Here is a 13,814-nt window from a genome sequence, read left to right on the forward strand (position 1 = left end):
TGCCATGAATGTACTTGTTATAGGAGCAAACGGGAAAACAGGAAAGCATGTGATTACATCCCTTGTCAACAGCAGCCAGCATATAGCCAAAGCGATGATTCGCAGAGCTGAGCAGATTGACGCAATGGAACAGCTTGGTGCCAAACCGCTTGTCGGAGACCTCGAAGAAGACTTCTCTTATCTGTTCGACGAAGTCAACGCGATCATTTTTGCTGCGGGGTCAGGAAGTTCAACAGGTCCTGACAAGACGACTGCCGTTGATGAGGAAGGTGCCATTAAAGCCATTGATTATGCCAAAGAAAGAGGGCTGGACCGTTTCATCATGCTCAGTTCCATGGGAGCTGACACCCCTGATTTAGGTCCGGACGGGATGAAGCACTACTTAGAAGCTAAAGGAAAAGCGGACCAGCACCTGGTTGAAAGCGGTCTTAACTATACGATTGTCCGCCCCGGCGCCCTTGTTGATGGAGAAAAGACAGGCAAAATCACTGCGTCCCTTTCCATTGAGGATAAAAGCGGAAGCATCACCCGGGAAGACGTAGCGGAAGTTCTGACTGCATGCCTGACTGAACCCGAAACCTACCACAAAACATTTGAAATCCTCAATGGTGAAACAGCTATTGAGGAAGCCTTGAAGAACATTTAAGAAGCTGCTTCGCTTATATTGCCGCTCACGGAAAAGAGAGAGCAGCCCTGTCCTGCTTACCTTACAGGCGTTTTACCAGAATCCGAGCAGCAACAAGGTTCACAAAAAGAGCCCCTTCCCGGCCGGAAGGGGCTTTAATATATTTAGGAGAAATCAGCAATTCTCCGGCGTACCGGTGTTCGTCGCTGTCCTGAAGGATGATCCGCATCCGCAGTTTGCGATGGCATTCGGATTATCGATGGTGAAGCCGCCGCCCATCATCGACTGCTTATAATCGATCTTTGTACCATTGAGGATCGGTGCATCCTGCTTGTTGACCACGACTTTGATGCCATGCAGTTCAAGCTCCATATCATCTTCAGCGGCTTCATGTTCGAATCCCATTCCATATGATAGGCCGCTGCATCCGCCGCCCTTTATGGAAACGCGGATGAACGCTCCTTCTTCCTCATTCTGTTTCATCATATCCTTGATCTGCAATGCTGCCGCTTCAGTGATCACTACTACATCTGACATATATTTCACCTCCATATTTACTTTAAACATCTATATCTGCTCACTATATCTTATGACTATTTAGTGTACAGTATATACCTTTTTGCTTATATCCTCAACCAATCTGCAAAATAGGCTGAAATCAATTTATGATTCTTAAGTCTTGGTTTTTGAGTTATAATATAAGCATAAAGAACTATGTGATTGGAGGATGAAAATGACTGATATAACACCGTTTTACCAGAAGAAAGTGGTTTGTCTTTGCTGCAAGAACCTTTTTCTGAGCACAAAAGTCCGGACACGGTTCATAAAATTAAGTCATCATGAAACTGATTTTCGTCCTGTATACAAAGATGATGAGATCAATCCCTTACTGTATAATGTGAATGTTTGCCCGGAATGCGGTTTTTCGTTCACTGATGATTTTACAAAATATTTTGTTCCGGCAGTTAAGCAGGATATCGAGGAACGTCTGACAAACCAGTGGATCAAGCAGGATTTCAGCGGCCGCAGATCTATCACCGAAGCAATCAATACATACAAGCTGGCAATCCTCTCTGCTTCACTAAAAAGAGAGAAAAGCATCACCACAGCAGGCCTGTACCTCAGGACCGCCTGGCTGTACCGTTCCACTCCTGATGAACAGCAGGAAAACCGCTTCCTGGCACTGGCGCTGAATGAATATATAAAAGCTTATATGAATGATGATTTTAAGGGGACAGAAATGTCGGAAACCAAAATCCTTTACCTTATTGCTGAGCTGCAATTAAGACTCCGGAATTTGCGTGAGGCTGCCTCCTATTTCTCCAAGGTACTGGCACAGCAGAAGAATTCCATTGAACCGAGAATCATTGAAATGGCCCGCGAGCGTTGGCATGAGATGAGGGATGACTACCATAAGGCCGTCCACCTTACATAGGAAAAGAGCCGAAATCCGGCTCTTTTCAATCGTATATACCGGGGCAATACGCCTCGAGCATAATCCCATCCGGATCATAATACTTAAAATGCCCTTTATGGGATGGGTTCTCTTCTACTTGTACATCATTTTCCTGCAGCTCTTCATACAATTTCTCACAGTATTCCTTGGAAATTCCCAGTACTGGATGAGCAGTATCCTTCCCTCTCTCAGCATCCTTCTTTTCAATCAAGCAAATGACCGGCACCCCTCTTTTTCCTTCCTCATAGGAAGGGGAATCCCCGAAAGCCATGACGATGGTCGAGCTCTAATCCGCCGCGATAGCAAGCCCGATCTTATCCCGATACCAATCGGCTGACCGAAAGATATCGCTCACATATAAATTGGTTTGTAGAAGCCCTGCAAAATAAGCCACAGCACTCTTCTCTTTTGTTAGGAAATAAAAAAACAGGCAGAAATAAACCATTTCTGCCTGTTCTGGTTGATTGACATCGTAAGTTAAAACATCGGGTTCTCTTCAAGATATTGATAGATATTTTCCACAAGTTCTTCCGGTGTGTCCCCCTGAACGACATCACCTTCAACAAGCGCAAAGAAGGAAGAAGCACACTTCCCGCAGTATCCCAAACAGCCATATTCGACCACATCCAAGTTGGGATCCCTTTCCAGAGCTTCAAGGGCTTTTTGTGCCCCGCTTGCAAGATTGCTGATGCAAAACTCAATAATCGGCTTCACTTTCTTCACCTCGCTAATACTACATGATAATGCTACCTTTTTTCCTGGACAACGTCAATGAATTGCCGTTTTTTTACAGATGAAAAACTCTTGGCGGCCTCCTCGTTTTCAAACCGGCTTATGTGATTAATTTGTCATAATTCTGTTGTGAAAAATCTATTATTTCGATATACTTTTTAGTGATTGAGTTTTATTTTATATGCAAAATAGATCAATATATGTCCATTATTGAAAGTGCTTACCTAAACCTGTTCCTCATTTCGCCAGCTTTGCATTCCCCGCAACCTACTATCAGCCGGGCTTCTCTGCATAGTGAAACAGAAATGAGTTCATCATTCAAGTGCAAAAGGGGAAATTACTGTTATGAAAAATTTAGTCCTGCTCGGTGGCGGATACGGAAACATGCGGGTGCTTCTGCGCATGCTGCCCAACCAGCTTCCCGAAGATGTTTCAATCACCCTGATAGACCGGGTGCCTTATCATTGTTTAAAGACCGAATACTATGCTCTTGCGGCCGGTACCATATCCGACCAGCATGTACGCGTCGAATTTCCAGAACATTCAAGACTTAGTGTGAAATATGGCGAAGTCACAAAGATTGATGTAACCAGCAAACTTGTCCACTTGAACAACGAGGAAGCCGTAAAGTATGATGACCTGGTCATTGGGCTCGGCTGTGAAGATAAATATCACGGTGTACCTGGGGCAGCTGAATTCACCTACAGCATTCAAACGATTGAAAAGGCGAGGAAAACGTATGAAACACTTTGCAACCTTCCTGCCGGTTCCGTGGTTGGAATCGTAGGTGCCGGTTTGAGCGGGATTGAATTGGCAAGTGAGCTGCGCGAAAGCCGTTCAGACCTGGATATTAAACTATTCGACCGCGGCTCGAGGATTCTCGGAACGTTCCCTGAGCGTCTGAGCTCTTACGTACACAAGTGGTTTGAGGAAAACAATGTCGACATCGTCAATAATTCCAATATCACAAAGGTTGAACCGAATACGCTCCACAATCATGAAGATAGCATTCACTGTGATGCCATTGTCTGGACAGCCGGAATCCAGCCTAACAAAATCGTCCGTGAGATGGAAGTGGAAAAAGATAAACAGGGCAGAGTCGTACTGACGAAATATCACAACATTCCGGATGACGAACATGTTTATGTCGTCGGGGACTGTGCGAGCCTTCCGCAGGCACCCAGCGCCCAGCTTGCTGAAGGGCAGGCTGAACAAATTGTCACAATCCTGCTTAAGCGCTGGAAAGGGGAAGAACTGCCGGCAGAACTTCCACGCATCAAATTGAAAGGTATCCTGGGGTCCCTCGGTAAGAAACATGGTTTTGGCCTTGTCAACGAACGTTCCATTACAGGACGAATGGCAAGGTTGTTGAAATCCGGTGTCCTTTGGATGTACAAGTACCATAATGGTTGATAAAAAAGAGGGTTTCATAAGTAAAGAGATGCATGTTTTGATCATCTTGCGTTTTTTGGACGGATTTTACCGTCCTTTTTTTGTTGCTCTTTTCACAGACTTTATTAAATCAATGCAAATTTCAAAACGGGAGGAGAGCAGGCCAGACAGTAATTCCGAAAGCAGCCAATTGTGCAGTACAACCTGCTTGTTGTGAAGCAATTCGTGTGCCTGCAAGCCATATGGTAATATGTATTTAATAGGCTCACAAAACGGTAATTCACCAAGAAAGCCCTGGTATGTAAAAAAGAAAAGAGTTGCTTTCCCTTTTTTGAGTAAAAAACTTAAAATGCGGGGTAAAATTCCGGCACCAGGGATTTTTCAGAGCGCAACTATTAATTCGAAAACGACCTTTTAATAAAACGTTGACAGCGCACACCAAAAAATTAAAAAAAGCCCGCCCCTCACATGGTCAACGGATAAACGCATGGGGGATGGGCTTTTTGCCTTGTGCCGCTTATTTGGTTTTGATGTATTCTTTCAGCACCTCCAAGACATACGCCTGGTTCGCTTCGGCTGTGTCAGGATTGTACTGCCCGCCGTTCACTTTATTATTGGACAATACCCGTATACCGAGAAAAGGAACATCGTATGCCGCAGCAATCTGCGCGCCTGCAGCTCCTTCCATTTCTTCCACAGAAGTGCCATAGTTTTCATGGAACCAGTTTATGCGGTCCACTTCATTATTCCAAACGTCGGCAGAACCGATCGTCCCCTCGACCACTTTCCCCTTGTCGTATTCCTCTTTCACGGCTTTTGCTGCTGCCAGCAATTCTTTATCGCCGTCGAAATAGCGGATATTCTCTGCATCAGGGTCTTCTCCGGCGCTGCCTTCAGATGCCATCAAATCCATCGGGATCCATTCCTTTGGTTCGATTCCTTGCCCTTCATTCAGTGAACCAGTTTTCAACGATCCCAAGTTGACCGTTCTCTCCCCAAGGACAATATCAAAAACATTCAATTCGGGGTCATGTCCTCCTGATGTCCCTTGATTGATGATAGCTGCCGGGTCATATTTTTCTATGGCAACAGCTGTAGCGGCTGCAGTATTTTCCATACCCTTTCCTGTCTTTGCAATGATGACCGGGTAACCTTCCAGCTCCCCTTTATAAAAAACGAAATTTCCGGATTTCTCTTCTTTTACCTCTTCCAGATGTCCAGCGAGTTTTTCAGCTTCGATAGGCATCGGCCCCTGGACAATGATTGGCTGTTGTTCCTTTGCGCCAGCTGTTACCTGCTGCTCCTCTGAAGTCTTGCATCCCGCAAGCCCCAAAAATGCAAATGCGGCAACCATGATCAGTGAAATAATTTTTTTAAACATGTTGTACCCTCCTGTTGAATGCTGCACCCGTAATCTCAATAAAAAGGCCCGGAAAAAGAGAATGCTCTCTGCCTTCCGGACCCTTAAAGTCAAAGTATGAATAAAAAGGGGGTATAGATTATACTCAATACCACCCAGCAGTTCGAATCAAAAAATCCGAACGATACTTCAACCCGTAGTCCGGTTCTTCCAATGGGAACCAGGTAGAGACTCTCAGACCATATTACTGAGTTTATACGAGTGTGCTATGTAATTGATTACGCAGTAAGTCTAACAGAGACAGAAGTGATTTTCAACCCGAAACACGAATGTAATTTTTATACATTCTGTTTAATGTTCGTATTTAATAGAAAAACCTCTCCTAATCAAGATAGGAAAGGCGGGATTCCCTCCATCTATATAAACCACTCATTTGCTGATCATTTGTTCTGAGTCGCAAACGGGATTTTAGGCGGGGTTTACAATCCCGCTTCGTTTGCATAGCGTGGGATTTCTGGCCACCAACACAGAAACCCTGAAACACCGTAGAGGGTGGTCCGGGTTACGCTCATCCTGCCTGGTAGCCGTATTTCTCAAGTTCAGCATAAACCGTCTTTAGTTTCGGGTTGCCCTCCCCTACTACTTTTCCGAAAATGGATACGACCGGATAAAACATATCTTCTTCAATGACGCGGGAGGCGAATTCCTTCAGTTCCTTCTCTTCCGGCGGGTTAAATATATCTACGTATCTTATTATAAACGGTTGTTCAGGATACTTCCTCGCGATGGCGGCGTCAAGCCACTCATAGGTTTCCTTTGAGGTCGGGAGATTGACACAGCTTGCACATACCTTCTCCGCCCCATACACGACGATTTCCACTTCTTTTCTTTCCATTTTTTCCACCCCTTTATCTTCCTATCTCTCATTTTACAAAATTTCCGGTGACAGCGTAACCTTTTTCACTTTCCATCATACAACGTTTTCATTTCAGAACAGCAAGGGAAATTTTAACACACGAAATCGGTCTAACGGATAGATTTTTTCTGCATATATTATTATAATAGAAAGTAAGGAAAGGAGTCGATTTTACATGACACAACAAGAATTAGTACCTCAAGTACAAGAGGTGTTAGATAAATTGCGTCCGTTTTTGCTTCGCGATGGCGGAGACTGTGAATTGGTCGATGTTGAGGATGGCATTGTAAAACTTCGCCTTCTTGGTGCTTGCGGTAGCTGCCCGAGCTCAACTATTACATTAAAAGCCGGTATTGAGCGTGCACTACTGGAAGAGGTTCCAGGAATCGTCGAAGTTGAACAAGTATTCTAATTAATGAAAGATGACCTGCAGCAGCAGGTCATCTTTTTTTATTTATTGATTTTTCTTTTCGCCCTTGATGCTTACAATAATTTCTGTTGATCATTCAGTATCTTAGGAAAAAGTTTACGAGAGTAACGATTCATGCGAAAACAGTGTTATTTATTCACCTGCGTTTTCGGGGTATCCCCTTCAAGTACCGCCTTGATATTGCTGACACACAGCTCCATCATCTCGATTCTCGTTTCAACCGAAGAACTTCCAATGTGGGGAAGGGCTACCACATTGTCCAATGATAATAATGGATGTGTTTCATCAATCGGCTCTTTTTCAAACACATCAAGCCCTGCAGCTGCGATTTCCCCATCCACAAGCGCTTGATATAAAGCTGATTCATTGACGATCGGCCCTCTGGCGGCATTAATGAAAATGGCTGATGACTTCATCATTCCGAATTGTTCCTTTTGCAAAAGCCCCTTTGTTTCCGCTGTCAACGGAGCAAGACAGACAACATAATCGGATTGAGCCAGCAGTTCCTCAAGGCTCGCATACCTTGCCCCAAGAGATTCTTCCGCTTCTGGTTTCCTGGAACGGTTATGATACAGGATGTTCATATCGAAGCCTTTTGCCCTTCTTGCAAATGCCTCTCCGATACTGCCCATTCCGATGATTCCCACGGTTTTGTGATGGATATCAGTACCGGCCATCAGCAGCGGTGACCAGCTTTTCCACTTTCCTTCTCTCACAAATTTATCAGCTTCAATCAAGCGCCTGGCCGCTGCCATCATCAAGCCAAAAGTGAGGTCTGCTGTTGTATCTGTAAGGACATCCGGTGTGTTACAGACTGCAGTGCCTTTTTCATTTGCGGCTTCCAAATCGATATTATCAAACCCTACTGCAAGGTTCGCAACAACCTTAAGATTCGGTGACTGCTCAAACAGCTCTCTGTCTATTGGATCTGACAGCATGGATAGAATGCCTGCTGCTTTTTTCGCTTTAGTAAGTAAAATTTCACGCGGGACAGAAACATTTTCATCATCCCACATTTCCACTTCATATTTTTCCTGAAGGGGAGATAAAACCTCTTCTGGTAATTTGCGTGTTACGTAAATGTACGGCTTCATTTTGACAACCCCAGCTTTCCTGCTTTTTTCTATATTTTAGCAATATCAGGGGTGGTTGAAAAGCAAACCGCTTTACACAAGCCAGGTGACGCCAGGAATGCCGAATGATTTCACAGGGACTTCAGCAACCTGATAAAAGCTGCCAAGAAACCTTTCATAATGCCGTGTGGAATTCAGGTACCCTTGCATTCGATCTCCCAGCTGAAAGTGCTGGCCTTCCGAGTCTGATAGATAATAATTCTCCACTGTCTCAAAATAATGAAGAGGAAACAGGAGCCTTGCATATACCAATCTCCAAGAAAAAGATGACAGCGGTGTGACGGATTGATAGTCACGGAAAAACTGCTGAATGTCCGGCTGGTGTGTAGTTTGCATCTGGAAATATCGTTCCCGCACATGCTCAGCAATGTCTCTTCCACTGTGGTCAAAAACCCAGTCAAATGGATTGCGTATCGTTACTTCCCCTCCCCATACGCCGTCTACAAATCGTTCGTGGCAAACTGTCCCGGAATCTGCATACACTGGATTATCGTCCATTTCGGTATCAACCAGATACTGCACTGCGTTTTCTGCGAGCGCCAAATAATAAGGGCAGCTGTCTATGAACATACGCTCGAACTCATCTCCCGGATGGCTTTCGATGACCAGCTGAAACGCCTTCTCCATCTGTTCGATTCTTTTCTCCCACAGAGATTTCCATTGGCCGATCCGGCTGATGTGGGTGATTTTCTCCTCAATCACACGTCCCCGTTGATGAAATTTTGCAAGCTTCCTCCCCAGCCTGGCTTCTGAATTCCGGCTGTGTTGATCATTTTTCAGGACAGTAAAATCCTGTTCCTTTTCAGTCACAAGAAAGCGTCCTTCAGTAGTCGGTACAAAGGACGATACAAACCGGTCCCCATATTTTTTCATATGCTCGGCAATGGTATAAAGCTCGACAAGGTTTTCCTGTTCCATATTGGTCACATTGACAATAGTATATATTGACCCCTCCACCATGTACCGCTGAGCTCTCCCATCTTTAAAAGAACGTTCCGGCTGCAGTCCATAATGCTTCGTTAAGATATCCTCCATCAACTACTCCCCCAAATAATCCATTTGTTATATATATATGAAACAAAAAGGAGCCTTCATGATGGAAAAATTGGGTGGGGGAATTAACAAGGTGCAGCTTCTAAAAACCGGACTTGTATCATAAAACTATAAGTACACACTAATTTTTGCAGATCGATTAGTATACTTAGCGGCTGGGGGCAATAATAGATGAATGAAGAGTGAGCCTGACAGCCGGAAAGCAGTATTGTAGGGCATATCCAAAATATTAAAGAAAAAGGTGACAGAGATGAAGGATAAAGAATCCAAAAAATTATCAGAAGAAACGGCACGCAGATGGCTTCGCGAACGCGGTGTGGAGATTGATGATATCGCCGAACTTGTCCTGTTCCTGCAGAAGAAATATCATCCGAATTTAGATATAGAAGAATGCCGCAATAATATAGAGAGGGTCCTGTCAAAACGGGAAGTCCAAAATGCGATCCTCACCGGAATTCAATTAGACAGACTTGCTGAAAAAGGAATGCTTGAAGAGCCTCTGCAATCCATCATTGAAGTCGATGAAGGCCTTTATGGCGTGGATGAAATTCTTGCTTTTTCGATTGTGAATGTATATGGATCCATAGGATTTACCAATTATGGCTATATTGATAAACAAAAACCCGGCATCCTTGAAAAGTTAAATGATAAATCTTCAGATAAATGCCATACATTCCTGGATGATATTGTCGGTGCAATTGCCGCCGCAGCTTCTTCACGGTTGGCACATAGATATGACGAGGATGAAGACGAATAAAAAAAGGAAGGCTGGGTGCCTTCCTTTTTTTGTGCTCTTTGAAAATCTCTTTCAAGACACTTTCCCTGCCGATGTCACGTGGGCATGTCTTTGAAGACTTCCTTCAAGACAATTACGCTGCCGATGTCACGTGGGCATGTCCTTGAAATCTTCCTTCAAGACAATTACGCTGCCGATGTCACGTGGGCATGTCCTTGAAAACTTCCTTCAAGACACTTTCGTCACCGATTTAACGTGTTCATGTCCTTGGAAACTTCCTTCAAGACACTTCCGCTGCCGATGTCACGTGCTCATGTCCTTGAAATCTTCCTTCAAGACACTTTCGCTGCTATTTTCACGCGTTCAGGTCCTTGAAATCTTCCTCCAAGACACTTTCGTTACTGATTTCACGTGCTCATGTCCTTGAAATCTTCCTTCAAGACAATTTCGTCACCAATTTAACGTGTTCATGTCCTTGAAATCCTTTTTCAAGGCACTTCCGCCAATAATTCCACGCATTTATGCCCTTAAAGACAAGCGGAGCTAAAGATCACACTTCCCATTCATCAAGTGAATTGATGGCATAGGTCGGCTGTACTTCTTTGCCGCTAAGGATTTCTTGTGTCGTAACACCAGTATGAACAAGGAGCGTATCAAGCCCTGCGTTGATTCCTGCCAAGATGTCAGTGTCATAATTATCACCGACCATCAGTGTTTTCTCCTTCGGCACACCAAGTACTTCCTGCGCTTGTTCCATGATGACCGACTCAGGCTTCCCGATAAAGATCGGCTCTGTCTGGGTTGACACTGTAATGACAGATGTCAATGAACCATTACCAGGGAGGAGCCCCCTTTCAGTAGGGATTGCAATATCACCATTCGTTGAAATGAAAGTCGCACCGTTCCTTACTCCGAGACATGCCAGTGCTAATTTTTCATAATTGATGGTGCGGTCAATCCCAACCACCACAAAGTCAGGCTCTTCTTCTACAATTCGAAGTCCCTTTTCTTCTAGAGCTGAGCGGATGCCTTCTTCCCCGATGACATAAGCTGTCGCATCTTGTTTTCTCTCTGCGATGAAGTTGGCGGTTGCCATTGATGTGGTGAATACCTGGTGAGGTTCAGCAGGTATATCGAAATCCCTTAGCTTCCCCGCAACCTTCTCAGGCGTTGCTGATGAATTATTCGTCACAAAAAGGTATGGCAGCCCTTTTTGAATCAAGCGGTTCACAAAGTCTCCCGCTTCTTCAATCTTTTCTTTTCCTCTGTACATCGTTCCATCGAGATCGATTAAGTATCCTTGATAGTCTTTCATATTAACCTCCAGCATTGCTCAATTTCAGTGAGCAGAGTTCTCCTGTTGTTGCTATTTCTATTGATTTCCGCTCCATGTGTATGACTCCGCGGGACGGTCCGAAGGGAAAAAAGGCATTTTCCCCTTTTATTCTCTTCGGGTCATTCGCCCCCGAGGCGCTGGCGCTGGAACTGGATTGATAAAAAACAGAAGCGGCCGTAGGCTTCCGCATGTGATATATGAAACACAACAAACGTTAGGGAATTGATGTTGACTAATCACAATGTGGAAAGCTTAAATCCGCTAAGCTGGACGCTTGAGCTGGATTGGGGTCTCCCCTGTCCCGCTTTAATCCCGCAGGAAACCCGTACACCTTCCGCTCCAATCAATAACTCAATACAAATTCAGCAGCCCTAAGTAAATAACCAACTAAAATAATCCTAATTATTATTTAAGCTTATTGATCATTTTTATTTTCTACAGCTCAATACCCCTTAGTTTTTAAAAGCAGAAACCGGTCCCAGCTCATTGGTGAGGTATTCTCTTACATTTGCCGGGAATAAACGTAATGACTCCATGTTTTCATTCAAGCTTTCTTCAACTTCTTGATGGTCGATTTGTGTATATTCCTGGACAACCATTTTCCGGAACCCGATTAGATTCTTCAAGCTGGTTTCCATTTCTTTGTTGATCACTTTTTCATCCAGAAGAATATCGATAATATCCTCATAGCTTCCGGGATCCCTCATGATAAATCCATCAATCATTGCATTCCCTGTATCAAGGATCGATTCGATGATAGTGTGGGAAATGCGTTCCAATGCCTGCTTTTCTAAAGCTGAATCCCAGCTTGTCCCCGATTGAAATAAGTCCAGCTGTTTCTCCATATATACCAGGATTTCTTCGATTTTTTCACGGTCAACAAAATACATCTGCAGCACCCCGCCTATTGTACAAGCTTTTTCCGGTAAAATAAACGTAAAAAGCTTTTTTAGTTTTCAACTTATAGTGTAACATATTCCTTCAAAATTCTTCTCCATAATACTACCAGCATGATATTGTCCTGCCTCCATATACTAAACAATATCGGAGGTGGCTATATGTTTTTCAAAAAGGAAAAAAACGTCATTGATAAGGAAGAAGAAGTATACACGGATTTTTCCAATGTTGAAACCATGAGGAACTTCCTTGTTCCGGAACAAACTCCTGAAGGCCCCTATGGAGCCCCCCGGGGAAAATACACCCCTGTTGAAAACAAGTCCACTCCTTGGGAAGAAGGACAGCGCTATTACAGTGCGTTCAATTACGAATTCAAATCACTCCATCAGGACATCCCAAGGCAGGACCCGGGTGCCCATCCGGTCCACGCTGACCCGGAACGAAACGAGGAACCTCCTTATACAGAAAATAAATAAGCCAAAAAACCGGCAGCCCTACACAGGGCATGCCGGCTTTATCGCTTTAAAGCAATGAGGGACTGTCCCCCGTTGCTTTAAAGCGCTGAATCATTGCTTGGATTTCTTTACGACAAAGTAAGGACAGCCAAAGTTGCAATACTCATAAAGATAATCTTTGATCGTCGTGATTTTTGTATCAAAAGTCGCTTTTTGATTCTGGTCATCAAAGAAACCTTTCAGGCGAAGCTGACCATAACCCCAGTCGCCTAGAATATAGTCATATTTGTTCAGGATATCACTGAAGCGCGCACGAAAGGCTTCCTCATTGAATCCGTCACGGAATTCCTCGATTACTTCGTAACATACGTTATTGATGCATACCATCTTACCTTCACCTACTTTCCATTTCAAACCCTTTTCCGGTTAAAAAATCTCTTATTTAAATTATAACTGATTGTCCATTAATTACTAAGAGAAAAATACATTTCTCCTGGTCATTCTAACAAATGAGGAGGTGTTTAAATTGAAGAAGAAAATACTCGCAGCAGGAATCATCGGTTTTTCACTTATTGGAACCGGTTGTGCAGATGACCTGGCTTCAGATGGTGATGAAATCTTCCATGATAGCGGCAATGCGATCAATATCAGTGAAGAGGAAGATATCTACAGAAAAACCGCTGACAATGAACATGCCCGTGGCGAACAATTCGGTTATGTAAGACACCAGAGGAGCCCTATAGAAGGAAGAGCGATCTCTACCGAGGACATGTACACCATCGACCGTGAAAAAGTCGCGGACGCCATCAGCAAAATGAGTGTCTCGATACCGAATGTCGAGGACGCATCCACTCTTGTGACAGATGAAGAGGTGTTGGTGTCCTATAAGACAGAGGTTAAAGATAAAGATTCACGTTTTGAAGTAGCCGATCAAGTGAAAAAGACAGCTCTCTCAGTAGTGCCTCGATGGTACCATGTGTATGTCACAGATGATCCAAACTTGATGCAAAACGTCGAAAACCTTGCTTCAATGGATTCTGACATGGACAATGTCAACACAGCAATTGATGATACAATCAACCAAATGCTTCAAGCCTCCCCTCAAGGGCGAGAGGTTGATGCCGGCGAAAACGCAAATGGAGAAATGTATAATGAATTGGGTGAAATGAACGAGGATGACGTTCATCAAATCAACCCTGACAGACAAAAAAGGTATGACCATACTGGCCATGACAGCATGACGGACTAACAAGAACAGCTGCCAGTGCGCATGCGAGAGGTAACCAGGCTGGC

16 protein-coding genes, 1 pseudogene and 1 riboswitch are annotated in these 13,814 nt (G+C 44.1%); of the genes and pseudogenes, 7 read left to right on the forward strand and 10 right to left on the reverse strand.

What is annotated here, in order from left to right:
• The first annotated feature begins 4 nt into the window (after positions 1-4).
• A complete protein-coding gene (locus tag D3H55_RS00415) occupies positions 5-646 on the forward strand; it encodes an SDR family oxidoreductase (RefSeq protein WP_119544835.1) in 642 nt (213 codons plus the stop codon).
• A 153-nt stretch (positions 647-799) separates the two neighbouring features.
• Here the strand turns inward: D3H55_RS00415 and D3H55_RS00420 are convergent, their stop codons facing one another.
• The gene (locus tag D3H55_RS00420) at positions 800-1,162 is read right to left on the reverse strand and encodes a HesB/IscA family protein (protein WP_119544836.1); all 363 of its coding nucleotides are present in this window, start codon (positions 1,160-1,162) and stop codon (positions 800-802) included.
• A gap of 196 nt (positions 1,163-1,358) precedes the next feature.
• Between D3H55_RS00420 and D3H55_RS00425 the strand changes: the two genes are divergently transcribed.
• A complete protein-coding gene (locus D3H55_RS00425; RefSeq protein WP_119544837.1) occupies positions 1,359-2,060 on the forward strand; it encodes a DUF2225 domain-containing protein in 702 nt (233 codons plus the stop codon).
• A 25-nt stretch (positions 2,061-2,085) separates the two neighbouring features.
• Here D3H55_RS00425 and D3H55_RS00430 read toward each other — a convergent pair whose 3' ends face one another.
• The gene (locus D3H55_RS00430; RefSeq protein ID WP_119544838.1) at positions 2,086-2,352 is read right to left on the reverse strand and encodes a VOC family protein; all 267 of its coding nucleotides are present in this window, start codon (positions 2,350-2,352) and stop codon (positions 2,086-2,088) included.
• Between the two features lie 206 nt (positions 2,353-2,558).
• Complete coding sequence (locus tag D3H55_RS00435) at positions 2,559-2,795, reverse strand: YuzB family protein (RefSeq protein ID WP_119544839.1); 237 nt, start codon at positions 2,793-2,795, stop codon at positions 2,559-2,561.
• 363 nt (positions 2,796-3,158) lie between these two features.
• Between D3H55_RS00435 and D3H55_RS00440 the strand changes: the two genes are divergently transcribed.
• Positions 3,159-4,226, forward strand: coding sequence for an NAD(P)/FAD-dependent oxidoreductase (locus D3H55_RS00440; RefSeq protein ID WP_119544840.1), 1,068 nt, complete (start codon positions 3,159-3,161; stop codon positions 4,224-4,226).
• Between the two features lie 496 nt (positions 4,227-4,722).
• Here the strand turns inward: D3H55_RS00440 and D3H55_RS00450 are convergent, their stop codons facing one another.
• Complete coding sequence (locus D3H55_RS00450) at positions 4,723-5,586, reverse strand: 5'-methylthioadenosine/S-adenosylhomocysteine nucleosidase (protein WP_119544842.1); 864 nt, start codon at positions 5,584-5,586, stop codon at positions 4,723-4,725.
• A gap of 156 nt (positions 5,587-5,742) precedes the next feature.
• Positions 5,743-5,846: riboswitch (purine riboswitch) on the reverse strand.
• Between the two features lie 287 nt (positions 5,847-6,133).
• The gene (locus D3H55_RS00455; RefSeq protein WP_119545167.1) at positions 6,134-6,460 is read right to left on the reverse strand and encodes a YuzD family protein; all 327 of its coding nucleotides are present in this window, start codon (positions 6,458-6,460) and stop codon (positions 6,134-6,136) included.
• Positions 6,461-6,598: 138 nt separating this feature from the next.
• On the opposite strand from D3H55_RS00455, the pseudogene D3H55_RS00460 reads away from it, so the two are divergent.
• Positions 6,599-6,893 (forward strand): annotated as a pseudogene (locus tag D3H55_RS00460) (NifU family protein).
• 146 nt (positions 6,894-7,039) lie between these two features.
• Here D3H55_RS00460 and D3H55_RS00465 read toward each other — a convergent pair.
• A complete protein-coding gene (locus tag D3H55_RS00465; protein WP_119544843.1) occupies positions 7,040-8,005 on the reverse strand; it encodes a 2-hydroxyacid dehydrogenase in 966 nt (321 codons plus the stop codon).
• 72 nt (positions 8,006-8,077) lie between these two features.
• Positions 8,078-9,079 carry a spore coat putative kinase YutH gene (yutH, locus tag D3H55_RS00470; RefSeq protein WP_119544844.1) on the reverse strand — a complete coding sequence of 334 codons (1,002 nt, stop codon included), beginning with the start codon at positions 9,077-9,079 and terminating at the stop codon, positions 8,078-8,080.
• A gap of 268 nt (positions 9,080-9,347) precedes the next feature.
• Between yutH and D3H55_RS00475 the strand changes: the two genes are divergently transcribed.
• Positions 9,348-9,854 (forward strand): phosphatidylglycerophosphatase A family protein, encoded by a 507-nt coding sequence (locus D3H55_RS00475; RefSeq protein ID WP_119544845.1) that lies wholly within the window; start codon positions 9,348-9,350, stop codon positions 9,852-9,854.
• Positions 9,855-10,383: 529 nt separating this feature from the next.
• Here D3H55_RS00475 and D3H55_RS00480 read toward each other — a convergent pair.
• Positions 10,384-11,148, reverse strand: coding sequence for a TIGR01457 family HAD-type hydrolase (locus tag D3H55_RS00480; RefSeq protein WP_119544846.1), 765 nt, complete (start codon positions 11,146-11,148; stop codon positions 10,384-10,386).
• A 473-nt stretch (positions 11,149-11,621) separates the two neighbouring features.
• A complete protein-coding gene (locus tag D3H55_RS00485; protein ID WP_119544847.1) occupies positions 11,622-12,059 on the reverse strand; it encodes a DUF86 domain-containing protein in 438 nt (145 codons plus the stop codon).
• A 168-nt stretch (positions 12,060-12,227) separates the two neighbouring features.
• Here D3H55_RS00485 and D3H55_RS00490 point away from each other — a divergent pair, with 168 nt between their 5' ends.
• Positions 12,228-12,542, forward strand: a complete 315-nt coding sequence (locus tag D3H55_RS00490) for a cytosolic protein (RefSeq protein WP_119544848.1) — start codon at positions 12,228-12,230, stop codon at positions 12,540-12,542.
• Positions 12,543-12,632: 90 nt separating this feature from the next.
• Here the strand turns inward: D3H55_RS00490 and D3H55_RS00495 are convergent, their stop codons facing one another.
• Positions 12,633-12,908 (reverse strand): YutD family protein, encoded by a 276-nt coding sequence (locus tag D3H55_RS00495; protein WP_119544849.1) that lies wholly within the window; start codon positions 12,906-12,908, stop codon positions 12,633-12,635.
• 130 nt (positions 12,909-13,038) lie between these two features.
• Between D3H55_RS00495 and D3H55_RS00500 the strand changes: the two genes are divergently transcribed.
• Complete coding sequence (locus D3H55_RS00500; RefSeq protein WP_119544850.1) at positions 13,039-13,770, forward strand: YhcN/YlaJ family sporulation lipoprotein; 732 nt, start codon at positions 13,039-13,041, stop codon at positions 13,768-13,770.
• The last annotated feature ends 44 nt before the right edge of the window (positions 13,771-13,814 follow it).

Source organism: Bacillus salacetis (assembly GCF_003581585.1).
Taxonomy (GTDB): Bacteria; Bacillota; Bacilli; order Bacillales; family Bacillaceae_B; genus Rossellomorea; species Rossellomorea salacetis.

Excerpts from the sequence above, each read along its gene's own strand:
- D3H55_RS00415 (WP_119544835.1), top strand. The coding sequence starts at position 5 with ATGAATGTACTTGTTATAGGAGCAAACGGGAAAACAGGAAAGCATGTG.
- D3H55_RS00420 (WP_119544836.1), bottom strand. The coding sequence starts at position 1,162 with ATGTCAGATGTAGTAGTGATCACTGAAGCGGCAGCATTGCAGATCAAG.
- D3H55_RS00425 (WP_119544837.1), top strand. The coding sequence starts at position 1,359 with ATGACTGATATAACACCGTTTTACCAGAAGAAAGTGGTTTGTCTTTGC.
- D3H55_RS00430 (WP_119544838.1), bottom strand. The coding sequence starts at position 2,352 with ATGGCTTTCGGGGATTCCCCTTCCTATGAGGAAGGAAAAAGAGGGGTG.
- D3H55_RS00440 (WP_119544840.1), top strand. The coding sequence starts at position 3,159 with ATGAAAAATTTAGTCCTGCTCGGTGGCGGATACGGAAACATGCGGGTG.
- D3H55_RS00450 (WP_119544842.1), bottom strand. The coding sequence starts at position 5,586 with ATGTTTAAAAAAATTATTTCACTGATCATGGTTGCCGCATTTGCATTT.
- D3H55_RS00455 (WP_119545167.1), bottom strand. The coding sequence starts at position 6,460 with ATGGAAAGAAAAGAAGTGGAAATCGTCGTGTATGGGGCGGAGAAGGTA.
- D3H55_RS00465 (WP_119544843.1), bottom strand. The coding sequence starts at position 8,005 with ATGAAGCCGTACATTTACGTAACACGCAAATTACCAGAAGAGGTTTTA.
- yutH (WP_119544844.1), bottom strand. The coding sequence starts at position 9,079 with ATGGAGGATATCTTAACGAAGCATTATGGACTGCAGCCGGAACGTTCT.
- D3H55_RS00475 (WP_119544845.1), top strand. The coding sequence starts at position 9,348 with ATGAAGGATAAAGAATCCAAAAAATTATCAGAAGAAACGGCACGCAGA.
- D3H55_RS00480 (WP_119544846.1), bottom strand. The coding sequence starts at position 11,148 with ATGAAAGACTATCAAGGATACTTAATCGATCTCGATGGAACGATGTAC.
- D3H55_RS00485 (WP_119544847.1), bottom strand. The coding sequence starts at position 12,059 with ATGTATTTTGTTGACCGTGAAAAAATCGAAGAAATCCTGGTATATATG.
- D3H55_RS00490 (WP_119544848.1), top strand. The coding sequence starts at position 12,228 with ATGTTTTTCAAAAAGGAAAAAAACGTCATTGATAAGGAAGAAGAAGTA.
- D3H55_RS00495 (WP_119544849.1), bottom strand. The coding sequence starts at position 12,908 with ATGGTATGCATCAATAACGTATGTTACGAAGTAATCGAGGAATTCCGT.